This window comes from Phytopseudomonas seleniipraecipitans, from assembly GCF_900102335.1.
GTDB lineage: Bacteria > Pseudomonadota > Gammaproteobacteria > Pseudomonadales > Pseudomonadaceae > Aquipseudomonas > Aquipseudomonas seleniipraecipitans.
Map to the genome: position 1 here is coordinate 258,045 of NZ_FNBM01000005.1, position 15,303 is coordinate 273,347.

Here is a 15,303-nt window from a genome sequence, read left to right on the forward strand (position 1 = left end):
CGGGTCCTGTCCTCATTGCTGCCGCTGGCCGCTGTGCGTATGCTGATCGAGTTCTTGTCGGGGTGCCTCGAAGCAGAGGCTGAGATCGGAGAGTTCCGGATCCCGTTGAACCTGATCAGGTTAAGGCCTGCGTAGGGAACAAGAGGTCTCCACCTCTACAGATCGTTTGAAAACGTAGGCGAGGCAGCCAGCGCAAGGCGAAACGGCGAAGAAGCGGAGTGTACGAGGAGTACATGAGCAATTTGAGGCTGTTTTTTACGCCGCGATGGCAACGCAGATAGTTTCTCAGCGACTTGCAAGTGGATACCCCCGCACCGCGTTCGTGGTGCGCCCGCGCCCTGGCTGTTTGATCATGCCGGCGCTCTTCACGGCTCCCGCATGTTCAAACAGCCCTGGCGTGGCGTTGCTTCATCACGTCTATCAGGTTCGCTCCGACATCATGCCGAGGAGCCAGCCGATGAGCAGCAAACAACAACAGCAAAATCTCAGTGAGTCCGCCCAGGTCGACCAGCAGTCGATCCAGCCTTTTCCCCGCTCGCAAAAAATCTATGTGCAAGGCTCACGCCCGGATATCCGCGTGCCGATGCGCGAGATCAGCCTGGATGTCACGCCGACAGACTTCGGCGGCGAGATCAACGCGCCGGTCACCGTCTACGACACCTCCGGCCCTTATACCGACCCGAGCGTGACCATTGATGTGCGCAAGGGCCTGCCCGACGTGCGCAGCGCCTGGATCGAAGGCCGCGGTGACACCGAGCGCTTAGGCGGCCTGTCCTCCGAATTCGGCCAGCGCCGCCTGGCCGATGAAGAGTTGACCAAGATGCGCTTCGCCCACGTGCGCAACCCGCGCCGCGCCAAGCCGGGCAAGAATGTCAGCCAGATGCATTACGCGCGGCAGGGCATCATCACCCCGGAGATGGAATACATCGCCATCCGCGAGAACATGAAGCTCGCCGAGCACCGCGCCGCCGGCCTGCTCAAGGAGCAGCATGGCGGCAACAGCTTCGGCGCCAGCATTCCCAAGGAAATCACCGCCGAGTTCGTCCGGGATGAAGTGGCCCGCGGCCGCGCGATCATTCCCGCCAACATCAACCACACCGAGCTGGAGCCGATGATCATCGGCCGTAACTTCCTGGTGAAGATCAACGGCAACATCGGCAACTCGGCGCTGGGCTCGAGCATCGAGGAGGAGGTCGCCAAGCTCACCTGGGGCATTCGCTGGGGCTCGGACACGGTGATGGACCTGTCCACCGGCAAGCACATCCACGAAACCCGCGAATGGATCATCCGCAACTCGCCGGTACCGATCGGTACTGTGCCGATCTATCAGGCGCTGGAGAAGGTCAATGGCGTCGCTGAAGACCTGACCTGGGAGCTGTTCCGCGACACGCTGATCGAACAGGCCGAGCAGGGCGTTGACTACTTCACCATCCACGCCGGCGTGCTGCTGCGTTACGTGCCGCTGACCGCCAAACGGGTTACCGGCATCGTCTCGCGCGGCGGCTCGATCATGGCCAAATGGTGCCTGGCGCACCACAAGGAGAACTTCCTCTACACCCATTTCGACGACATCTGCGAAATCATGAAGGCCTATGACGTCAGCTTCTCGCTCGGCGATGGCCTGCGCCCCGGCTCGATTGCCGACGCCAACGATGCCGCGCAGTTCGGCGAGTTGGAAACCTTGGGTGAGCTGACCAAGATCGCCTGGAAGCATGACGTGCAGTGCATGATCGAAGGCCCCGGCCACGTGCCGATGCAGCTGATCAAGGAGAACATGGACAAGCAGCTCGAATGCTGCGACGAGGCGCCGTTCTACACCCTTGGCCCGCTGACCACCGACATCGCACCGGGCTACGACCACATCACCTCGGGCATCGGCGCGGCGATGATCGGCTGGTTCGGCTGCGCCATGCTCTGCTACGTCACGCCCAAGGAACACTTGGGCCTGCCGAACAAGGATGACGTGAAGACCGGCATCATCACCTACAAGATCGCCGCCCATGCCGCCGACCTGGCCAAGGGGCATCCTGGCGCGCAGATCCGCGATAACGCGCTGAGCAAGGCCCGCTTCGAATTTCGCTGGGAAGACCAGTTCAACCTCGGGCTGGACCCGGATACCGCGCGCTCATATCACGATGAAACGCTGCCTAAGGATTCGGCCAAGGTCGCGCATTTCTGCTCCATGTGCGGGCCGAAATTCTGCTCGATGAAGATCACTCAGGAAGTGCGCGAATACGCCAAGGAGAACGGTCTGTCCGACGAGAGCAAGGCAGTCGAAGCCGGCTTCAAGGAGCAGGCCGAGCGCTTCAAAGAGGAGGGCTCGGTAATCTACCGACAGGTGTGACGCTCGGCCGGGTGAGCGGCAGATTGCCGCTCACCCGACTTTCACTCAGCGTGCCGCGGCGCTCGGCATATAGGCCGGGCGCAGGATGCCCTGCAGCTGGTTGTAGGGGATCTTGATCTCGGGGTGGCCGTCGGAGTAGGGCGCCAGCCGCGCGACATCGTATTTGAGCATCACTGCATCGCGGTTCAAGGCGATGTTTTGGGTGCGCTCGAACGGCCAGGTCTGGCGGTATTCGGCGTCGTCACCATGGCCTTGGGCGATCAGCCAGGCCTGATGGGCGCGCTCGGCGATCCGCCAGAACGCGGCTTCCTCGCCAGGCACCAGCATGTCCTGCAGGCTCAGCACCTGATTCAGCTCGCGGTCGTAGTTCAGGTAAGTGCGGCCCGGCACGCCGTGGGCGCCGCCGATGAAGTGGTAGCTGGACAGCTCGATCACCACCAGACGGTCATGCTGGTCGAGTACCTTGGCCTGCAGATAACTGACCCAGCCGGGCTTGCCGTTGGCCAGGAAGTCGCGTTCGTGATCGGCCAGCGATTGGGGGCGCGCGCCGGTGGCTGTGCTTACCAGGCCGAGCAGGGTCGATTCGATCCGTGCGTTGAGCTCGGGTTTGTCGACCAGGCGCTGCAACTCGACATTGACCAGCGGACAGTCCTTGGCGGCGCAGCCTGGCGTTTTGTGCTCCCAGCGCTCATGGCTGGTGGCAAGGGCTGGCTGCGCGTCCGGGCCGGACAGGCTCTGGCAGGCGCCGAGCAGCAGGCTCAGGCTGAGGATCGCGCCGAGGCGGGCAATGGTCGATGGTTTCATGCAAAAAGGCCGTTGGCGAAGGACGGGGGTTCGACTGCCTGGCGGCAGCGGAGTTCGCGATTATTCGTCAATGCGAGCGGATCGGCCAGGCTTTCCATACGTCGCTTGCGGGACAGCCTTAACAGCCCCTAGGATGCGCTTAATGTGCATGTAACCGAGAGAACAGCAGATGACCGAAACCTTCAAGCCCAGCCCGGATGCGGTGGAAATCATCGAGCGCGAAGAGTGCTTCCGCGGTTTCTATCGCCTGGATCGCTTTCACCTGCGCCACCAGCAGTTCTCCGGCGAAATGGGGCCAGTGCTAAGCCGTGAGCTGTTCATCCGCCACGATGCCGTGTGTGTGCTGCCCTACGATGCAGTGACCGACAGTGTGGTGTTGATCGAGCAGTTTCGCGTCGGCGCCATGCACAAGGCGGCCAACCCGTGGCTGGTCGAACTGGTTGCCGGGCTGATCGACAAGAATGAAGAGCCCGATGAGGTGGCACTGCGTGAAGCTGAGGAGGAAGCCGGGCTGACGCTGACGTCGTTGTGGCCGATCACCCGCTACTTCCCGTCGCCGGGTGGCTCCGACGAGTTCGTGCACCTGTTCCTTGGCCGTTGCGACAGTGCGGGCGTGGGCGGCATACACGGGCTAGAGGAAGAAGGCGAAGACATCCGCGTGCAGGTGTGGCCGCTCGAGGATGCCTTGCAGGCGGTCAAAGACGGCAAGATCAATAACGCAGCGAGCATCATCGCGCTGCAGTGGCTGGCGCTGAATCGCGCCGAGGTAAGGGGGCTATGGGGTTAAAACTGCTGCGTGAGCGCTATCGGGTCGATCTGATCGAGCTGCAGGCGGCTTGCGAAGCCAATTACGCGCGCTTGATGCGATTGCTGCCCGGCATGCGCGAAGCCTCGGGTGCGCGCCGTGTGGCGTTGAGTCAGGGCGAGCGCCAGCTTGGCGTGATGGCTCTGGAGGTGGTGGAAAACTGCCCGTACACCTCGACGGTCAAGGTGCGCCAGGAGCAAAGCCTGCCCTGGTTGCCGGTGCCGCAGCTGGAAGTGCGCGTCTACCATGATGCCCGCATGGCCGAGGTTACTGGCGCTCAGAGTGCACGGCGTTTCCGCGGTATTTATCCCTACCCGAATGCGGCCATGCACCAGCCCGACGAGAAGACTCAGCTCAATGTGTTTCTCGGCGAGTGGCTGAGCCATTGCCTGGCCTGCGGTCACGAAACCGAGCCGCAGGTGTGAAATAGCGTTTCGCCACCCTAAAGCTTCGGTTTTCTGTGAACCAGTGCCTGTTAGTGGCTTTACCCGGTTCACCCGACCCTTCCATAATTCACGGATACCTTCCAGGGAGAAGCACCTTGCTGAGTGCGTCCGTGTCGACCCCCGCCGAGTCTTCGGTCCTGCTAGTGCAGCTGACCGACAGCCACCTATTTGCCGACACCGGCGATACGCTGCTGGGTATGGACACCACCGACAGTCTGCAAAAGGTGATCGATCTGGTGCTCCAGGAGCAGCAGGCGGTCGATATGATCCTTGCCACCGGTGACCTGTCACAGGATGGCAGCTCGGCCTCCTATTCGCGCTTTCTCGAGCTGACCGCCGGGTTGAATGCGGCGAGTCGCTGGATTCCCGGCAACCACGACGACGTGCCGGCCATGCAGGCGGCTTGCGTCGGCACTGATCTGCTCGAGCCGGTGCTGGATATCGGCAATTGGCGCCTGACCATGCTCGACTCATCGATCCCTGGCGCGGTGCCCGGTTATCTGCAGCAGTCGCAGCTGGCCTTGCTGGAGAGGGCGTTGAGCGAGGCGCCGGAGCGTCATCACTTGATCTGTCTGCATCACCACCCCGTGGATATTGGCTGCCAATGGATGGCGCCGATCGGGCTGGGCAATCCCGACGCGCTGTTTGCCGTTGTGGATCGATTTCCGCAGGTTCGGGCGATTCTCTGGGGCCACGTTCACCAGACCATCGATGAAGTACGCGGCAAGATGCGCCTGCTGGCGTCACCGTCGACCTGCGTGCAATTCACTCCAGGCAGCGAAGAGTTCCAGGTCGATAGCACGGCGCCCGGTTACCGCTGGCTGCGCCTGCACAGCGACGGGCGTCTGGAAACCGAGATATCGCGGGTCAGCGGTATCGTTTTCGAACCCGATTACAGTGTCGGCGGCTACTAGCGAAGCGCACGCTGCTTGCGGCGCCTAGGGCGGCGCTAGTAGCCTCCCGTTATGACTACAGCCATTCTTTATATCCACGGGCTCAATAGCTCGCCGGCCTCCACCAAGGCCAGCCAGCTAACCGCCGCCATGACCTCCCTGGGGCTGCAGGCGCAACTGCGCGTACCGGCCCTGCATCACCACCCACGCCAGGCGATTGCCCAGCTCGAGGCGCTGATCACAGAGCTCGGGCGCCCCGTGCTGGTCGGCAGCTCCCTGGGCGGCTACTATGCGACCCACTTGGCCGAACGGCATGGCCTCAAGGCGTTGTTGATCAACCCGGCGGTGTGCCCGCACCGGTTGTTCGATGGTTACCTCGGTCCGCAGCGCAACCATTACAGTGGCGAAACCTGGGACCTGACAGCCGATCACGTCACGGCCCTGGCAGAACTCGAGACACCGCCGCCTGCGGACCCCACCCGTTATCAGGTGTGGCTGCAGACCGCCGATGAAACCCTCGACTATCGTCATGCCCAGACGTACTACCGGCACTGCGCGCTGCGCATCGAGGCAGGTGGTGATCATGGCTTCCAGGGTTTTGCCGAGCGGCTGCCGATGCTGTTTGCCTTCGCCGGCATCGCGCCCGCGTCCTGACCGGCCGCGCCCGACCCCCGTTTAATCAGAGCATTTCAGAGACCTATGGCCCAGCAAAACGCCTACAACGCAGATGCCATCGAAGTCCTTTCCGGCCTTGATCCGGTGCGCAAGCGGCCGGGGATGTACACCGATACCAGCCGCCCCAACCACCTAGCCCAGGAAGTCATCGACAACAGCGTCGATGAAGCCCTGGCCGGCCACGCCACCTCCATCCAGGTGATTCTCCACGAGGACAACTCCCTGGAAGTGAGCGACAACGGACGCGGCATGCCAGTGGACATTCACCCGGAAGAGGGTGTGCCGGGCGTCGAGTTGATCCTCACCAAGCTGCACGCCGGCGGCAAGTTCTCCAACAAGAACTACCAGTTCTCCGGTGGCCTGCATGGCGTCGGCATCTCGGTGGTCAACGCCCTGTCGACCCGCGTCGAAGTGCGGGTCAAGCGCGATGGCAATGATTACGCCATGGCCTTCGCCGACGGTTTCAAGGCCAGCGACCTGGAAGTGATCGGCACGGTCGGCAAGCGCAACACCGGCACCAGCGTGCATTTCTGGCCGGACGACAAGTATTTCGACTCCCACAAGTTCTCGGTCAGCCGCCTCAAACACGTGCTCAAGGCCAAGGCCGTGCTATGCCCCGGCCTGGCGGTGAGCTTCCATGACAAGGCCAGCGGCGAACTGGTTGAGTGGCTGTACGAAGATGGGCTGCGTTCCTACTTGGTCGACGCGGTCAGTGAGTACGAACGCCTGCCCAACGAGCCGTTCTGCGGCAGCCTGGCCGGTAACAAGGAAGCGGTCGACTGGGCGCTGCTGTGGTTGCCGGAAGGCGGCGACTCGGTGCAGGAAAGCTACGTCAACCTGATCCCTACCGCTCAGGGCGGCACCCACGTCAACGGCCTGCGCCAAGGCCTGCTCGATGCGATGCGCGAGTTCTGCGAGTTCCGCAACCTGCTGCCACGTGGTGTCAAGCTGGCCCCGGAGGATATCTGGGAGCGGATCGCCTTCGTCTTGTCGATGAAGATGCAGGACGCACAGTTCTCCGGGCAGACCAAAGAGCGCCTGTCTTCGCGCGAGGCCGCTGCGTTCGTCTCCGGTGTGGTCAAAGATGCGTTCAGCCTGTGGCTCAACGCCCATCCGGAGTTTGGCCAGCAGTTGGCCGAGCTGGCCATCAGCAACGCCAGTCGCCGCCTCAAGGCCGGCAAGAAAGTCGAGCGCAAGAAGATCACCCAAGGGCCAGCATTGCCCGGCAAGCTGGCCGATTGCGCCGGTCAGAACCCGATGCGCTGCGAGCTGTTCCTGGTCGAGGGCGATTCCGCCGGCGGCTCGGCCAAGCAGGCGCGCGACAAGGAGTTCCAGGCGATCCTGCCGCTGCGCGGAAAAATCCTCAATACCTGGGAAGTGGACGGCGGCGAAGTGCTGGCCAGCCAGGAGGTCCACAACATCGCCGTGGCGGTGGGCCTCGATCCCGGGTCCAGCGACCTCAGCCAGCTGCGCTACGGCAAGATCTGCATCCTCGCCGACGCCGACTCCGACGGTCTGCACATCGCCACGCTGCTGTGTGCCCTGTTCGTCCAGCACTTCCGCCCGCTGGTGGATGCCGGCCACGTGTATGTCGCCATGCCGCCGCTGTACCGCATCGACCTTGGCAAGGAAATCTTCTACGCCCTCGACGAGCCGGAGCGCGACGGTATCCTCGATCGCCTGGTGGCCGAGAAGAAACGCGGCAAGCCGCAGGTCACCCGTTTCAAGGGTCTGGGTGAGATGAACCCACCACAGTTGCGCGAAACCACCATGGACCCCAATACCCGGCGTCTGGTGCAACTGACCCTCGAGGACTTCGAGGGCACCCGTGAAATCATGGACATGCTGCTGGCGAAGAAACGCGCCGGCGACCGCAAATCCTGGCTGGAGTCCAAGGGCAACCTGGCCGAGGTGCTGCTCTGATGCGGCAGCTGCTCGGCGCCCTGCTGCTGGCGTCGGTGATGCCAGCCTTCGCCGACACCCCGGCGCTCGAGGAGCTCAAGCTGCTCAGCGAGCACCCGGTTGCCGGCATGGACACCGGCAATCTGTCGGGGCTGGCGTGGTGCGGCGACGCCCTGTGGGCAGTGTCCGACCGTGACGATGATCGCCTTTACCGCCTCGATGCCTCCGCACCAATCTGGCAGGCCGAGGCTGAGTCGTTCGTTGCGCCCCCCGCGCCAGTGATGCCGTTGCCCTGGGGCCTGCGCATGCGCGCCTGGGTGTCCGGGCTGGTGCGTGGCGGGCACCTGGATTTCGAAGGTATCGCCTGCGACGCCAAGGGCAACCGTTACCTGGTCAGTGAAAGCCGCGCCGCGGTGTTGCAGGTGCCACCCGCCGCGGATGCCCATTGGTTGGCTCTACCCGAAGGCATGGTGCGCCAGGCGCGAGCCAGCGGCATGTTGCTGCATTTCAACTCGCTGCTCGAAGGCATCGCCATCGACCCGGCCGGCGAGCGCCTGTGGCTCGCTGCGGAGAAGGAGCGACGTGGCCTGTTGGTGGTGCATCACCGTAATGCCACCTGGCGCTGCGAAGGCGGCTGCGTGCTGCTCAGCGAAGGCGGCCAGGAGCAGTCCCCGGCCGCATTGGGCGGCTCGCTGGCACCGGTGGATTTTTCCGGCCTGGCTTTTCACCAGGACAAACTCTTTACCCTGGAGCGCCAGGCGCATCGCATCTGCCGCCGCACAGCGGAAAGTGGTGACGTGGAGCGCTGCTGGTCGTTCGCCGCCGAGGCGCTGACCGATGAGCGCCGTTACCCGCTGCACTATGGTGTGGCGGAAGCGCTGGCGATCGATGCCGACGGTGCCTGGGTTGGCGTCGATAATGGCGGTCATGCCCGCGGCGACGGCGAGAATCGTCCGGTGGTCTGGCGCTTTACAGCGCCTGCTGGCGGCTGGGGTGCGACGCAGTGAGCGAGCAGACCGCCGGCCGCCGCGCGGGTCGGGTGATGCTGGTGCTGGCCTGGGGCGCGGGGTTGCTGCTGGCCACGCATTTCTTCGGTAAATGGGAAGATGAAAAAAGCCATCCCAACCGTCAGCCGCAGTCGGTGCATGGCAGCGATTACGTTGAAGTGCACCTGGCCAGCAGCCCTGGCGGACATTACCTGGTCGATGGACAGATCAATGGCGAGGCAGTGACGTTTTTGCTCGATACCGGCGCCACGCAGGTTGCTATTCCCAGCCAGGTTGCCCGCAGCCTGGGGTTACAGCCGGGGGCGCCGGTGCAGATCAGCACCGCTAATGGCCGCGCTACGGCACACCGCACGCGCCTGCAGCGTCTGCAACTCGGCGATATCGTCCTGCATGACGTGTCCGCGCTGATCGCGCCGGGCATGGACGGCGATGAAATCCTGCTGGGCATGAGTGCCTTGAAACAACTCGAATTCAGTCAGCGCGACGGCACCTTGATGCTGCGCCAATCAACCTTGCAATGAGGCACGCATGAGCGAAACCCTCGATCTGAGCCTGGACGGTGTCGAACGCCGCTCCCTTGCCGACTTTACCGAGCAGGCTTATCTGAACTACTCGATGTACGTGATCATGGATCGCGCGCTGCCGCACATCGGCGACGGCCTCAAGCCGGTCCAGCGGCGCATCGTCTACGCGATGAGCGAACTGGGCCTGGACGCTGACTCCAAGCACAAGAAATCCGCGCGTACCGTCGGTGACGTGCTCGGTAAATTCCACCCCCATGGCGACTCGGCCTGTTACGAAGCCATGGTGTTGATGGCCCAGCCGTTCAGCTACCGCTACACGCTGGTGGATGGCCAGGGCAACTGGGGCGCGCCGGATGATCCCAAATCCTTCGCCGCCATGCGTTACACCGAGGCACGCCTGTCGCGCTATTCCGAAGTGCTACTGACCGAACTCGGCCAGGGCACGGTGGACTGGGTGCCGAACTTCGACGGCACCCTGAACGAGCCTGCGACGTTGCCGGCGCGGTTGCCAAACATTCTGCTCAACGGCACCACCGGTATTGCCGTGGGCATGGCCACCGACGTGCCGCCGCACAACCTGCGCGAAGTCGCGACGGCCTGCGTGCGTTTGCTCGATGAGCCCAAGGCCACGGTCGAACAGCTCTGTGAACACATCCAGGGCCCGGACTACCCGACCGAAGCGGAAATCATCACGCCGCGCGCCGACTTGCTGAAAATCTACCAAACCGGCAAGGGCTCGGTGCGCATGCGTGCCGTGTACAGCATTGAGGACGGCGACATCGTGGTCACCGCGTTGCCGCATCAGGTGTCTGGCGCCAAGGTGCTGGAACAGATTGCCGCGATGATGCAGGCCAAGCCGTCAAAGGCGCCGCAGATCGCCGATTTGCGCGATGAGTCCGACCACGAGAATCCGTGCCGCATCGTGATCATCCCGACCGGTAGCCGCGTCGATCATGACGCGTTGATGCAGCACCTGTTCGCCAGTACCGATCTGGAGTCCAGTTACCGGGTCAACGCCAATGTCATCGGTCTCGACGGCAAGCCGCAGGTCAAGGATCTGCGCACCCTGCTGGTCGAGTGGCTGCAGTACCGCGTCGGCACTGTGCGCCGCCGCCTGCAGTTCCGCCTGGACAAGGTCGAGCATCGCATGCACTTGCTGGAAGGTCGCTTGATTGCTTTCCTCAACCTTGATGAAGTGATTCACATCATTCGCACCGAGGATCAGCCCAAACCGGTGCTGATGGAGCGCTTTGGCCTCACCGAAATCCAGGCCGAGTACATCCTCGAAACCCGCCTGCGCCAGCTTGCCCGTCTGGAAGAGATGCAGATCCGCGGCGAGCAGGACGCGCTGGCGAAAGAGCGCGACAAGCTGCTGGCGCTGCTGGGCAGCGAAACCAAGCTGAAGAAGCTGGTACGCAAGGAGATCATCGAAGACGCCGAGAAGTACGGTGATGACCGCCGTTCGCCGATCGTCGAGCGCGCGGAAGCCAAGGCGCTGTCCGAACATGATCTGCTGCCGAACGAAAAGATCACCGTGGTGCTCTCGGAGAAAGGCTGGGTGCGCTCGGCCAAGGGCCATGAAATCGACGCCACTGGCCTGTCCTACAAAGCCGGCGACGGCTTCAAGACGGCTGCGCCGGGGCGTTCCAATCAGTACGCGGTATTCATCGACTCCACCGGGCGTAGCTATTCGCTGGCCGCGCATACCTTTCCGTCTGCCCGTGGGCAGGGCGAGCCGCTGACCGGTCGTCTGACGCCGCCGCCGGGCGCCACTTTCGAGTGCGTGCTGCTGCCCGATGATGATGCGTTGTACGTGATCGCTTCGGACGCCGGTTACGGTTTCGTGGTCAGGGGCGAGGACCTGCAAGCCAAGAATAAGGCCGGCAAGGCCTTGCTCAGCCTGCCCAATGGCGCGCGGGTCGTGGCGCCAAAGCCGCTGGTCAGCCGCGAGGAAGACTGGCTGGCAGCGGTCACCACCGAGGGCCGCCTGCTGCTGTTCAAGGTCGCCGACCTGCCGCAGCTGGGCAAGGGTAAAGGCAACAAGATCATCGGCATTCCCGGTGAGCGCGTCGCCAGCCGCGAGGAATACCTCACTGACCTGGCCGTACTGCCGCAAGGCGCGACCCTTGTATTGCAGGCTGGCAAGCGTACCCTGTCCTTGAAGGCCGATGACCTTGAGCACTACAAGGGCGAACGCGGCCGGCGCGGCAACAAATTGCCGCGTGGTTTCCAGCGCGTCGACGGCCTGCTCGTCGAGTAGTCATCTGCTGGCAAATGGCCTGCCACTAGAGTTGCAGGCCGGTTTGGCGGATGATACTGCCCCTTGCGTGCCGTCCTGAGCGGACGGCCGTATGCCATATTTTCGGGTCAGCGCGCTCCGTGGCAGGCGCATTGCATATAGACAGGGATTCTTGACACCTTGCCGGAGTTCCTCTGGCGCGGTGATTTGCATATTTTTTTGTTTTTGACCCTTCACCTGTAGGCACGCTCGCTGGCGATAGCTGCCAGCTGGAAGACATTGATGATTGTTAGACGGCTTCCTCTCACGCTTCTCCTGGCTGGTCTGCTGACGCTGACCGGCTGTTCGCATTTCATGCCCGTGTCGCTCTACCAGTTGGACGGCGGCCCTAGCGCCACTAAAACCGCTGACAAGGACGGCATGAGCGTACTGTTGGGCCCCATTACCGTTGCCGACTACCTGCAACGTGAATCCCTGCTGCAGCGCCAGGAAGACGGTAGCCTGAGCGCCGCCGGTAATGCTCGCTGGGCAGGCAGCCTGGCGACCGACCTGGACCGCCAGGTGCTTCGTCAGTTGTCGAGCCGGATCAACAGCCAACGGCTGGTGCTGGCATCCGACAACCCCAGCTTCAAGGCTCAGGTGCAAGTGCTGCTGTCCGTGACTCGTCTCGACTCCGGCCCTCGCCAGCCTGCGGTGCTGGAGGCGCAATGGCGTCTGGTGGGGCGCGACGGGCAACTGCTCGACACCCGCCTGGTGCGCCTGGAAGAGAAACACCAGGGCGCCGTCGCCGATCAGGTGCGGGCGCAGAGCGTGGTGGTACAGGAGCTTGTCGAACAGTTGGCGACCGCCGTGAAGGCGCACGCCAATACGCCAATCGCAGCCGAGGAGCCGCGCCGAAAGGCGCCGACTCCTGCCGCGCGTCAGGAACCACCGAGAATGCCGGTGGCGGAGCCGATCCGTATCGATGCGGAAGTGTTTCGTTTCTAAGCGCTGAGGAGTGAGTCAGCAGTTGCCTGGCTCACTCGTGGTTTCGACCCTTTGATAGCCCTCCAGCACGCCGGCCGTGCGTAGTGCCTCATCGAGGAATACGGTCACGGCTGGATGTTTGCGCTCGCCCTTGCGATAAGCCAGGAAAATCTTCCGCTGAATGGCCGGAGCCAGCCGCACCGCGGTGACATTGTCGACGGGGCGCACCAGGCGCAGCCCCGAGACCACCGAGATCGAATTGCCAGAGGCGACCATCGCCGCGACCATTTCGAAGCCGGCACAGTGCGCGTTGATGCGCGGCACGAAGCCGGAGCGCCGACACAGGTTGCCGATGAACTCGCCAAACGAGCTGTTGGTGGAATCCAGCGCCCAGGCCTCGTCCTGCAGGTCGGCGATGGTCAGGGTGCTACGCGACGCCAGCGGGTGGTTTGTCGGTAACAGCACATGCAGGCGATCCTCGGTGAGCGGGATCAGCTCGTAGTGTTCCTGACGCGACTTCACCGCCCCCGCCAGGTCGTCGACCACCGCCACATCGATCTGCCAGGCGCTCAGGGCGCTGAGGCTTTCCTGCGGCTCGAGGTCTGCCACGATCACCTCCAGGCGCGGATAGATCGCGCGCAGGTTGCGCACGATGGGTGCCACCAGCGCCACGGCGATCGAGGGAAATGCCGCGACCCGCAGTTCCCCGGCAATTTCGCTGCGCATTTGTGCCAGCTCCGAGCGGGCTTCATCGAGAATTACCAGGATGCGTTCGACATGCGCCACCAACCGCCCGCCTGCTGGCGTCAGTACCACGCCGCGGCCGCGCCGCTCGATCAGCGCTACGTCTGTCTCGCGCTCCAATTGCGCGATCTGCTGGGAGACCGCTGATGGCGTGAGGTGCAGAAACTCGGCGGTAGCTGCCATGGTGCCGCAGCGTGCCAGTTCTCGAAGCGTACGTAAGCGAATGAGATCCACGATGGCCTGCTTTAACGGTTAGTTCTGCTAATCAATATAGTAAGGATAAATCAGTATACATAACGGAAAAGGCGTCTTAGTTTCGTGGTACCGATGGTGCGTAACCGGGCACTGTCTTCACCCCAATAAAAGAAATCATCGCCATGGCCGTTAGCGTATTCGACCTGTTCAAGGTGGGCATTGGCCCATCCAGCTCACACACCGTCGGGCCGATGCGTGCGGCGGGGTTGTTCACCCATGCCCTGGAAAACCACGGGCATATGCCGAACGTCGTGCGCGTGGTCGCCGAGCTGTATGGCTCGCTGGGTGCCACTGGGAAGGGCCACGGCAGTGACAAGGCGGTGTTGCTCGGCCTCAGCGGCTACGAGCCGGATACTGTGGATGTCGAGCAGGTGGCTGGCTATATCGAGGCTATCCGCACCGACAAACGTATAACGCTGCCAGGCGGCCATGCCGTCGCGTTCAACGAAAAGACCGACCTGAAGATGATTCGCAAGGCGCTGCCACTGCACGCCAACGGCTTGCGCTTTGCCGCCTTCGATGCGGCGGGCCTGCAGGTGCACGAAGCAACGTACTATTCGGTAGGCGGCGGTTTCGTGGTCAGTGAGGCGATTCTTGCCGACGGTTCCAAGCACAAGGTCATCGCCCCCGATGCCACAGCGTTGCCACTGCCGTTCCTTAGCGGCGCCGACCTGCTGCGCCTGACCCGTGAGCACGGCATCGGCATCGCCGAGGTGATGCGTCGCAACGAACGGCATTGGCGCACGGATGAGGAGATCGATAGCGGTCTGTTGTCCATCTGGCGCGTCATGCAGGCGTGTGTCGATCGTGGCTGTCGTACCGAAGGCATCCTGCCAGGAGGGTTCAAGGTGCGCCGTCGTGCCGCGATCCTGGCGCGCAAACTGGGCGGCTTCCAGCGCAGCTACACGGAAGACCCGCTGCGTATGCTCGATTGGGTCAACCTCTGGGCGCTGGCAGTCAACGAAGAGAACGCAGCCGGTGGCCGTGTGGTCACCGCGCCCACCAACGGCGCCGCCGGTATCATCCCAGCGGTACTGCATTACTATGCCAATGCCATTTCAGGCGCCAGCGATCGCGGCATCATCGACTTCCTGCTTACCGCTGGTGCGATCGGCATCCTGTACAAGGAGAACGCTTCAATCAGCGGCGCCGAAGTCGGCTGTCAGGGCGAGGTCGGCGTGGCCTGTTCGATGGCGGCTGGCGCGCTCTGTGCGGTACTCGGCGGCACGCCCGAGCAGGTCGAGAACGCCGCTGAGATCGGCATGGAACACCACTTGGGGCTGACCTGCGACCCGGTCGGCGGGCTGGTGCAGATTCCCTGTATCGAGCGCAACGCCATTGCCTCGGTCAAAGCCATCAACGCCGCGCGTATGGCGCTTTACGGCGACGGTTCGCACCACGTCAGCCTGGACAAAGTCATCAAGACCATGCGCGAAACCGGTGCTGACATGATGACCAAATACAAGGAAACCGCGCGCGGCGGCCTGGCTGTAAACATCATCGAATGCTGATCCGTTCGCTTACCTGAACACGCCAGTGGCACGGTCCGGCGGGCCGTGCCACGTCTGCAAGCTTTTACAACAATAACAAGCGAGACCTCCCCGTATGACCCCCAATACCACTTGAGTGGCGCTGATCCTGCCTGCCTCCCTTATAATCGACGGCTGTCGTGGTGGTGACCTGCCCGGTTTGGCCTGGC

Annotated in this window: 13 protein-coding genes and 1 riboswitch; of the genes, 11 read left to right on the forward strand and 2 right to left on the reverse strand. The window is 63.1% G+C overall.

All coding sequences use genetic code 11. The features are described 5' to 3' along the window. Positions 1–48: 48 nt before the first annotated feature. Positions 49–155: riboswitch (TPP riboswitch) on the forward strand. A 302-nt stretch (positions 156–457) separates the two neighbouring features. Further along, positions 458–2,344, forward strand: a complete 1,887-nt coding sequence (gene thiC, locus BLS60_RS13120; protein ID WP_092368742.1) for a phosphomethylpyrimidine synthase ThiC — start codon at positions 458–460, stop codon at positions 2,342–2,344. Positions 2,345–2,389: 45 nt separating this feature from the next. Here thiC and BLS60_RS13125 read toward each other — a convergent pair whose 3' ends face one another. Next, positions 2,390–3,148 carry an RsiV family protein gene (locus tag BLS60_RS13125; RefSeq protein ID WP_092368745.1) on the reverse strand — a complete coding sequence of 253 codons (759 nt, stop codon included), beginning with the start codon at positions 3,146–3,148 and terminating at the stop codon, positions 2,390–2,392. Between the two features lie 169 nt (positions 3,149–3,317). On the opposite strand from BLS60_RS13125, the gene BLS60_RS13130 reads away from it, so the two are divergent. The 9 genes from BLS60_RS13130 to BLS60_RS13170 all read left to right on the forward strand — a co-directional run bounded on the left by BLS60_RS13130 (position 3,318) and on the right by BLS60_RS13170 (position 12,626). Further along, the gene (locus BLS60_RS13130; RefSeq protein WP_092368748.1) at positions 3,318–3,935 is read left to right on the forward strand and encodes an NUDIX domain-containing protein; all 618 of its coding nucleotides are present in this window, start codon (positions 3,318–3,320) and stop codon (positions 3,933–3,935) included. Next, positions 3,926–4,378 (forward strand): DUF1249 domain-containing protein, encoded by a 453-nt coding sequence (locus BLS60_RS13135; protein ID WP_070880897.1) that lies wholly within the window; start codon positions 3,926–3,928, stop codon positions 4,376–4,378. The genes BLS60_RS13130 and BLS60_RS13135 overlap by 10 nt, the downstream gene beginning before the upstream one ends. 116 nt (positions 4,379–4,494) lie before the next feature. After that, complete coding sequence (gene cpdA / locus BLS60_RS13140) at positions 4,495–5,313, forward strand: 3',5'-cyclic-AMP phosphodiesterase (RefSeq protein ID WP_092368751.1); 819 nt, start codon at positions 4,495–4,497, stop codon at positions 5,311–5,313. Positions 5,314–5,364: 51 nt separating this feature from the next. After that, on the forward strand, positions 5,365–5,946 hold the full coding sequence (locus BLS60_RS13145; protein WP_092368754.1) for a YqiA/YcfP family alpha/beta fold hydrolase: 582 nt from the start codon (positions 5,365–5,367) through the stop codon (positions 5,944–5,946). Positions 5,947–5,991: 45 nt separating this feature from the next. Then, positions 5,992–7,890 (forward strand): DNA topoisomerase IV subunit B, encoded by a 1,899-nt coding sequence (gene parE / locus BLS60_RS13150; protein WP_092368756.1) that lies wholly within the window; start codon positions 5,992–5,994, stop codon positions 7,888–7,890. Then, on the forward strand, positions 7,890–8,876 hold the full coding sequence (locus tag BLS60_RS13155) for an esterase-like activity of phytase family protein (RefSeq protein ID WP_092368759.1): 987 nt from the start codon (positions 7,890–7,892) through the stop codon (positions 8,874–8,876). The genes parE and BLS60_RS13155 overlap by 1 nt, the downstream gene beginning before the upstream one ends. Continuing rightward, positions 8,873–9,397, forward strand: coding sequence for a retropepsin-like aspartic protease family protein (locus BLS60_RS13160; protein ID WP_092368762.1), 525 nt, complete (start codon positions 8,873–8,875; stop codon positions 9,395–9,397). Before BLS60_RS13155 ends, BLS60_RS13160 begins: the two co-directional genes overlap by 4 nt. A gap of 7 nt (positions 9,398–9,404) precedes the next feature. After that, positions 9,405–11,660 (forward strand): DNA topoisomerase IV subunit A, encoded by a 2,256-nt coding sequence (gene parC, locus BLS60_RS13165; protein WP_092368765.1) that lies wholly within the window; start codon positions 9,405–9,407, stop codon positions 11,658–11,660. Between the two features lie 261 nt (positions 11,661–11,921). Further along, on the forward strand, positions 11,922–12,626 hold the full coding sequence (locus BLS60_RS13170) for a PqiC family protein (protein WP_070880890.1): 705 nt from the start codon (positions 11,922–11,924) through the stop codon (positions 12,624–12,626). Positions 12,627–12,641: 15 nt separating this feature from the next. On the opposite strand, the gene BLS60_RS13175 is transcribed toward BLS60_RS13170, so the two are convergent. After that, positions 12,642–13,583, reverse strand: a complete 942-nt coding sequence (locus BLS60_RS13175; RefSeq protein ID WP_092368768.1) for a LysR family transcriptional regulator — start codon at positions 13,581–13,583, stop codon at positions 12,642–12,644. Between the two features lie 143 nt (positions 13,584–13,726). On the opposite strand from BLS60_RS13175, the gene BLS60_RS13180 reads away from it, so the two are divergent. Next, positions 13,727–15,115 carry an L-serine ammonia-lyase gene (locus BLS60_RS13180; RefSeq protein WP_092368771.1) on the forward strand — a complete coding sequence of 463 codons (1,389 nt, stop codon included), beginning with the start codon at positions 13,727–13,729 and terminating at the stop codon, positions 15,113–15,115. Positions 15,116–15,303: the final 188 nt, after the last annotated feature.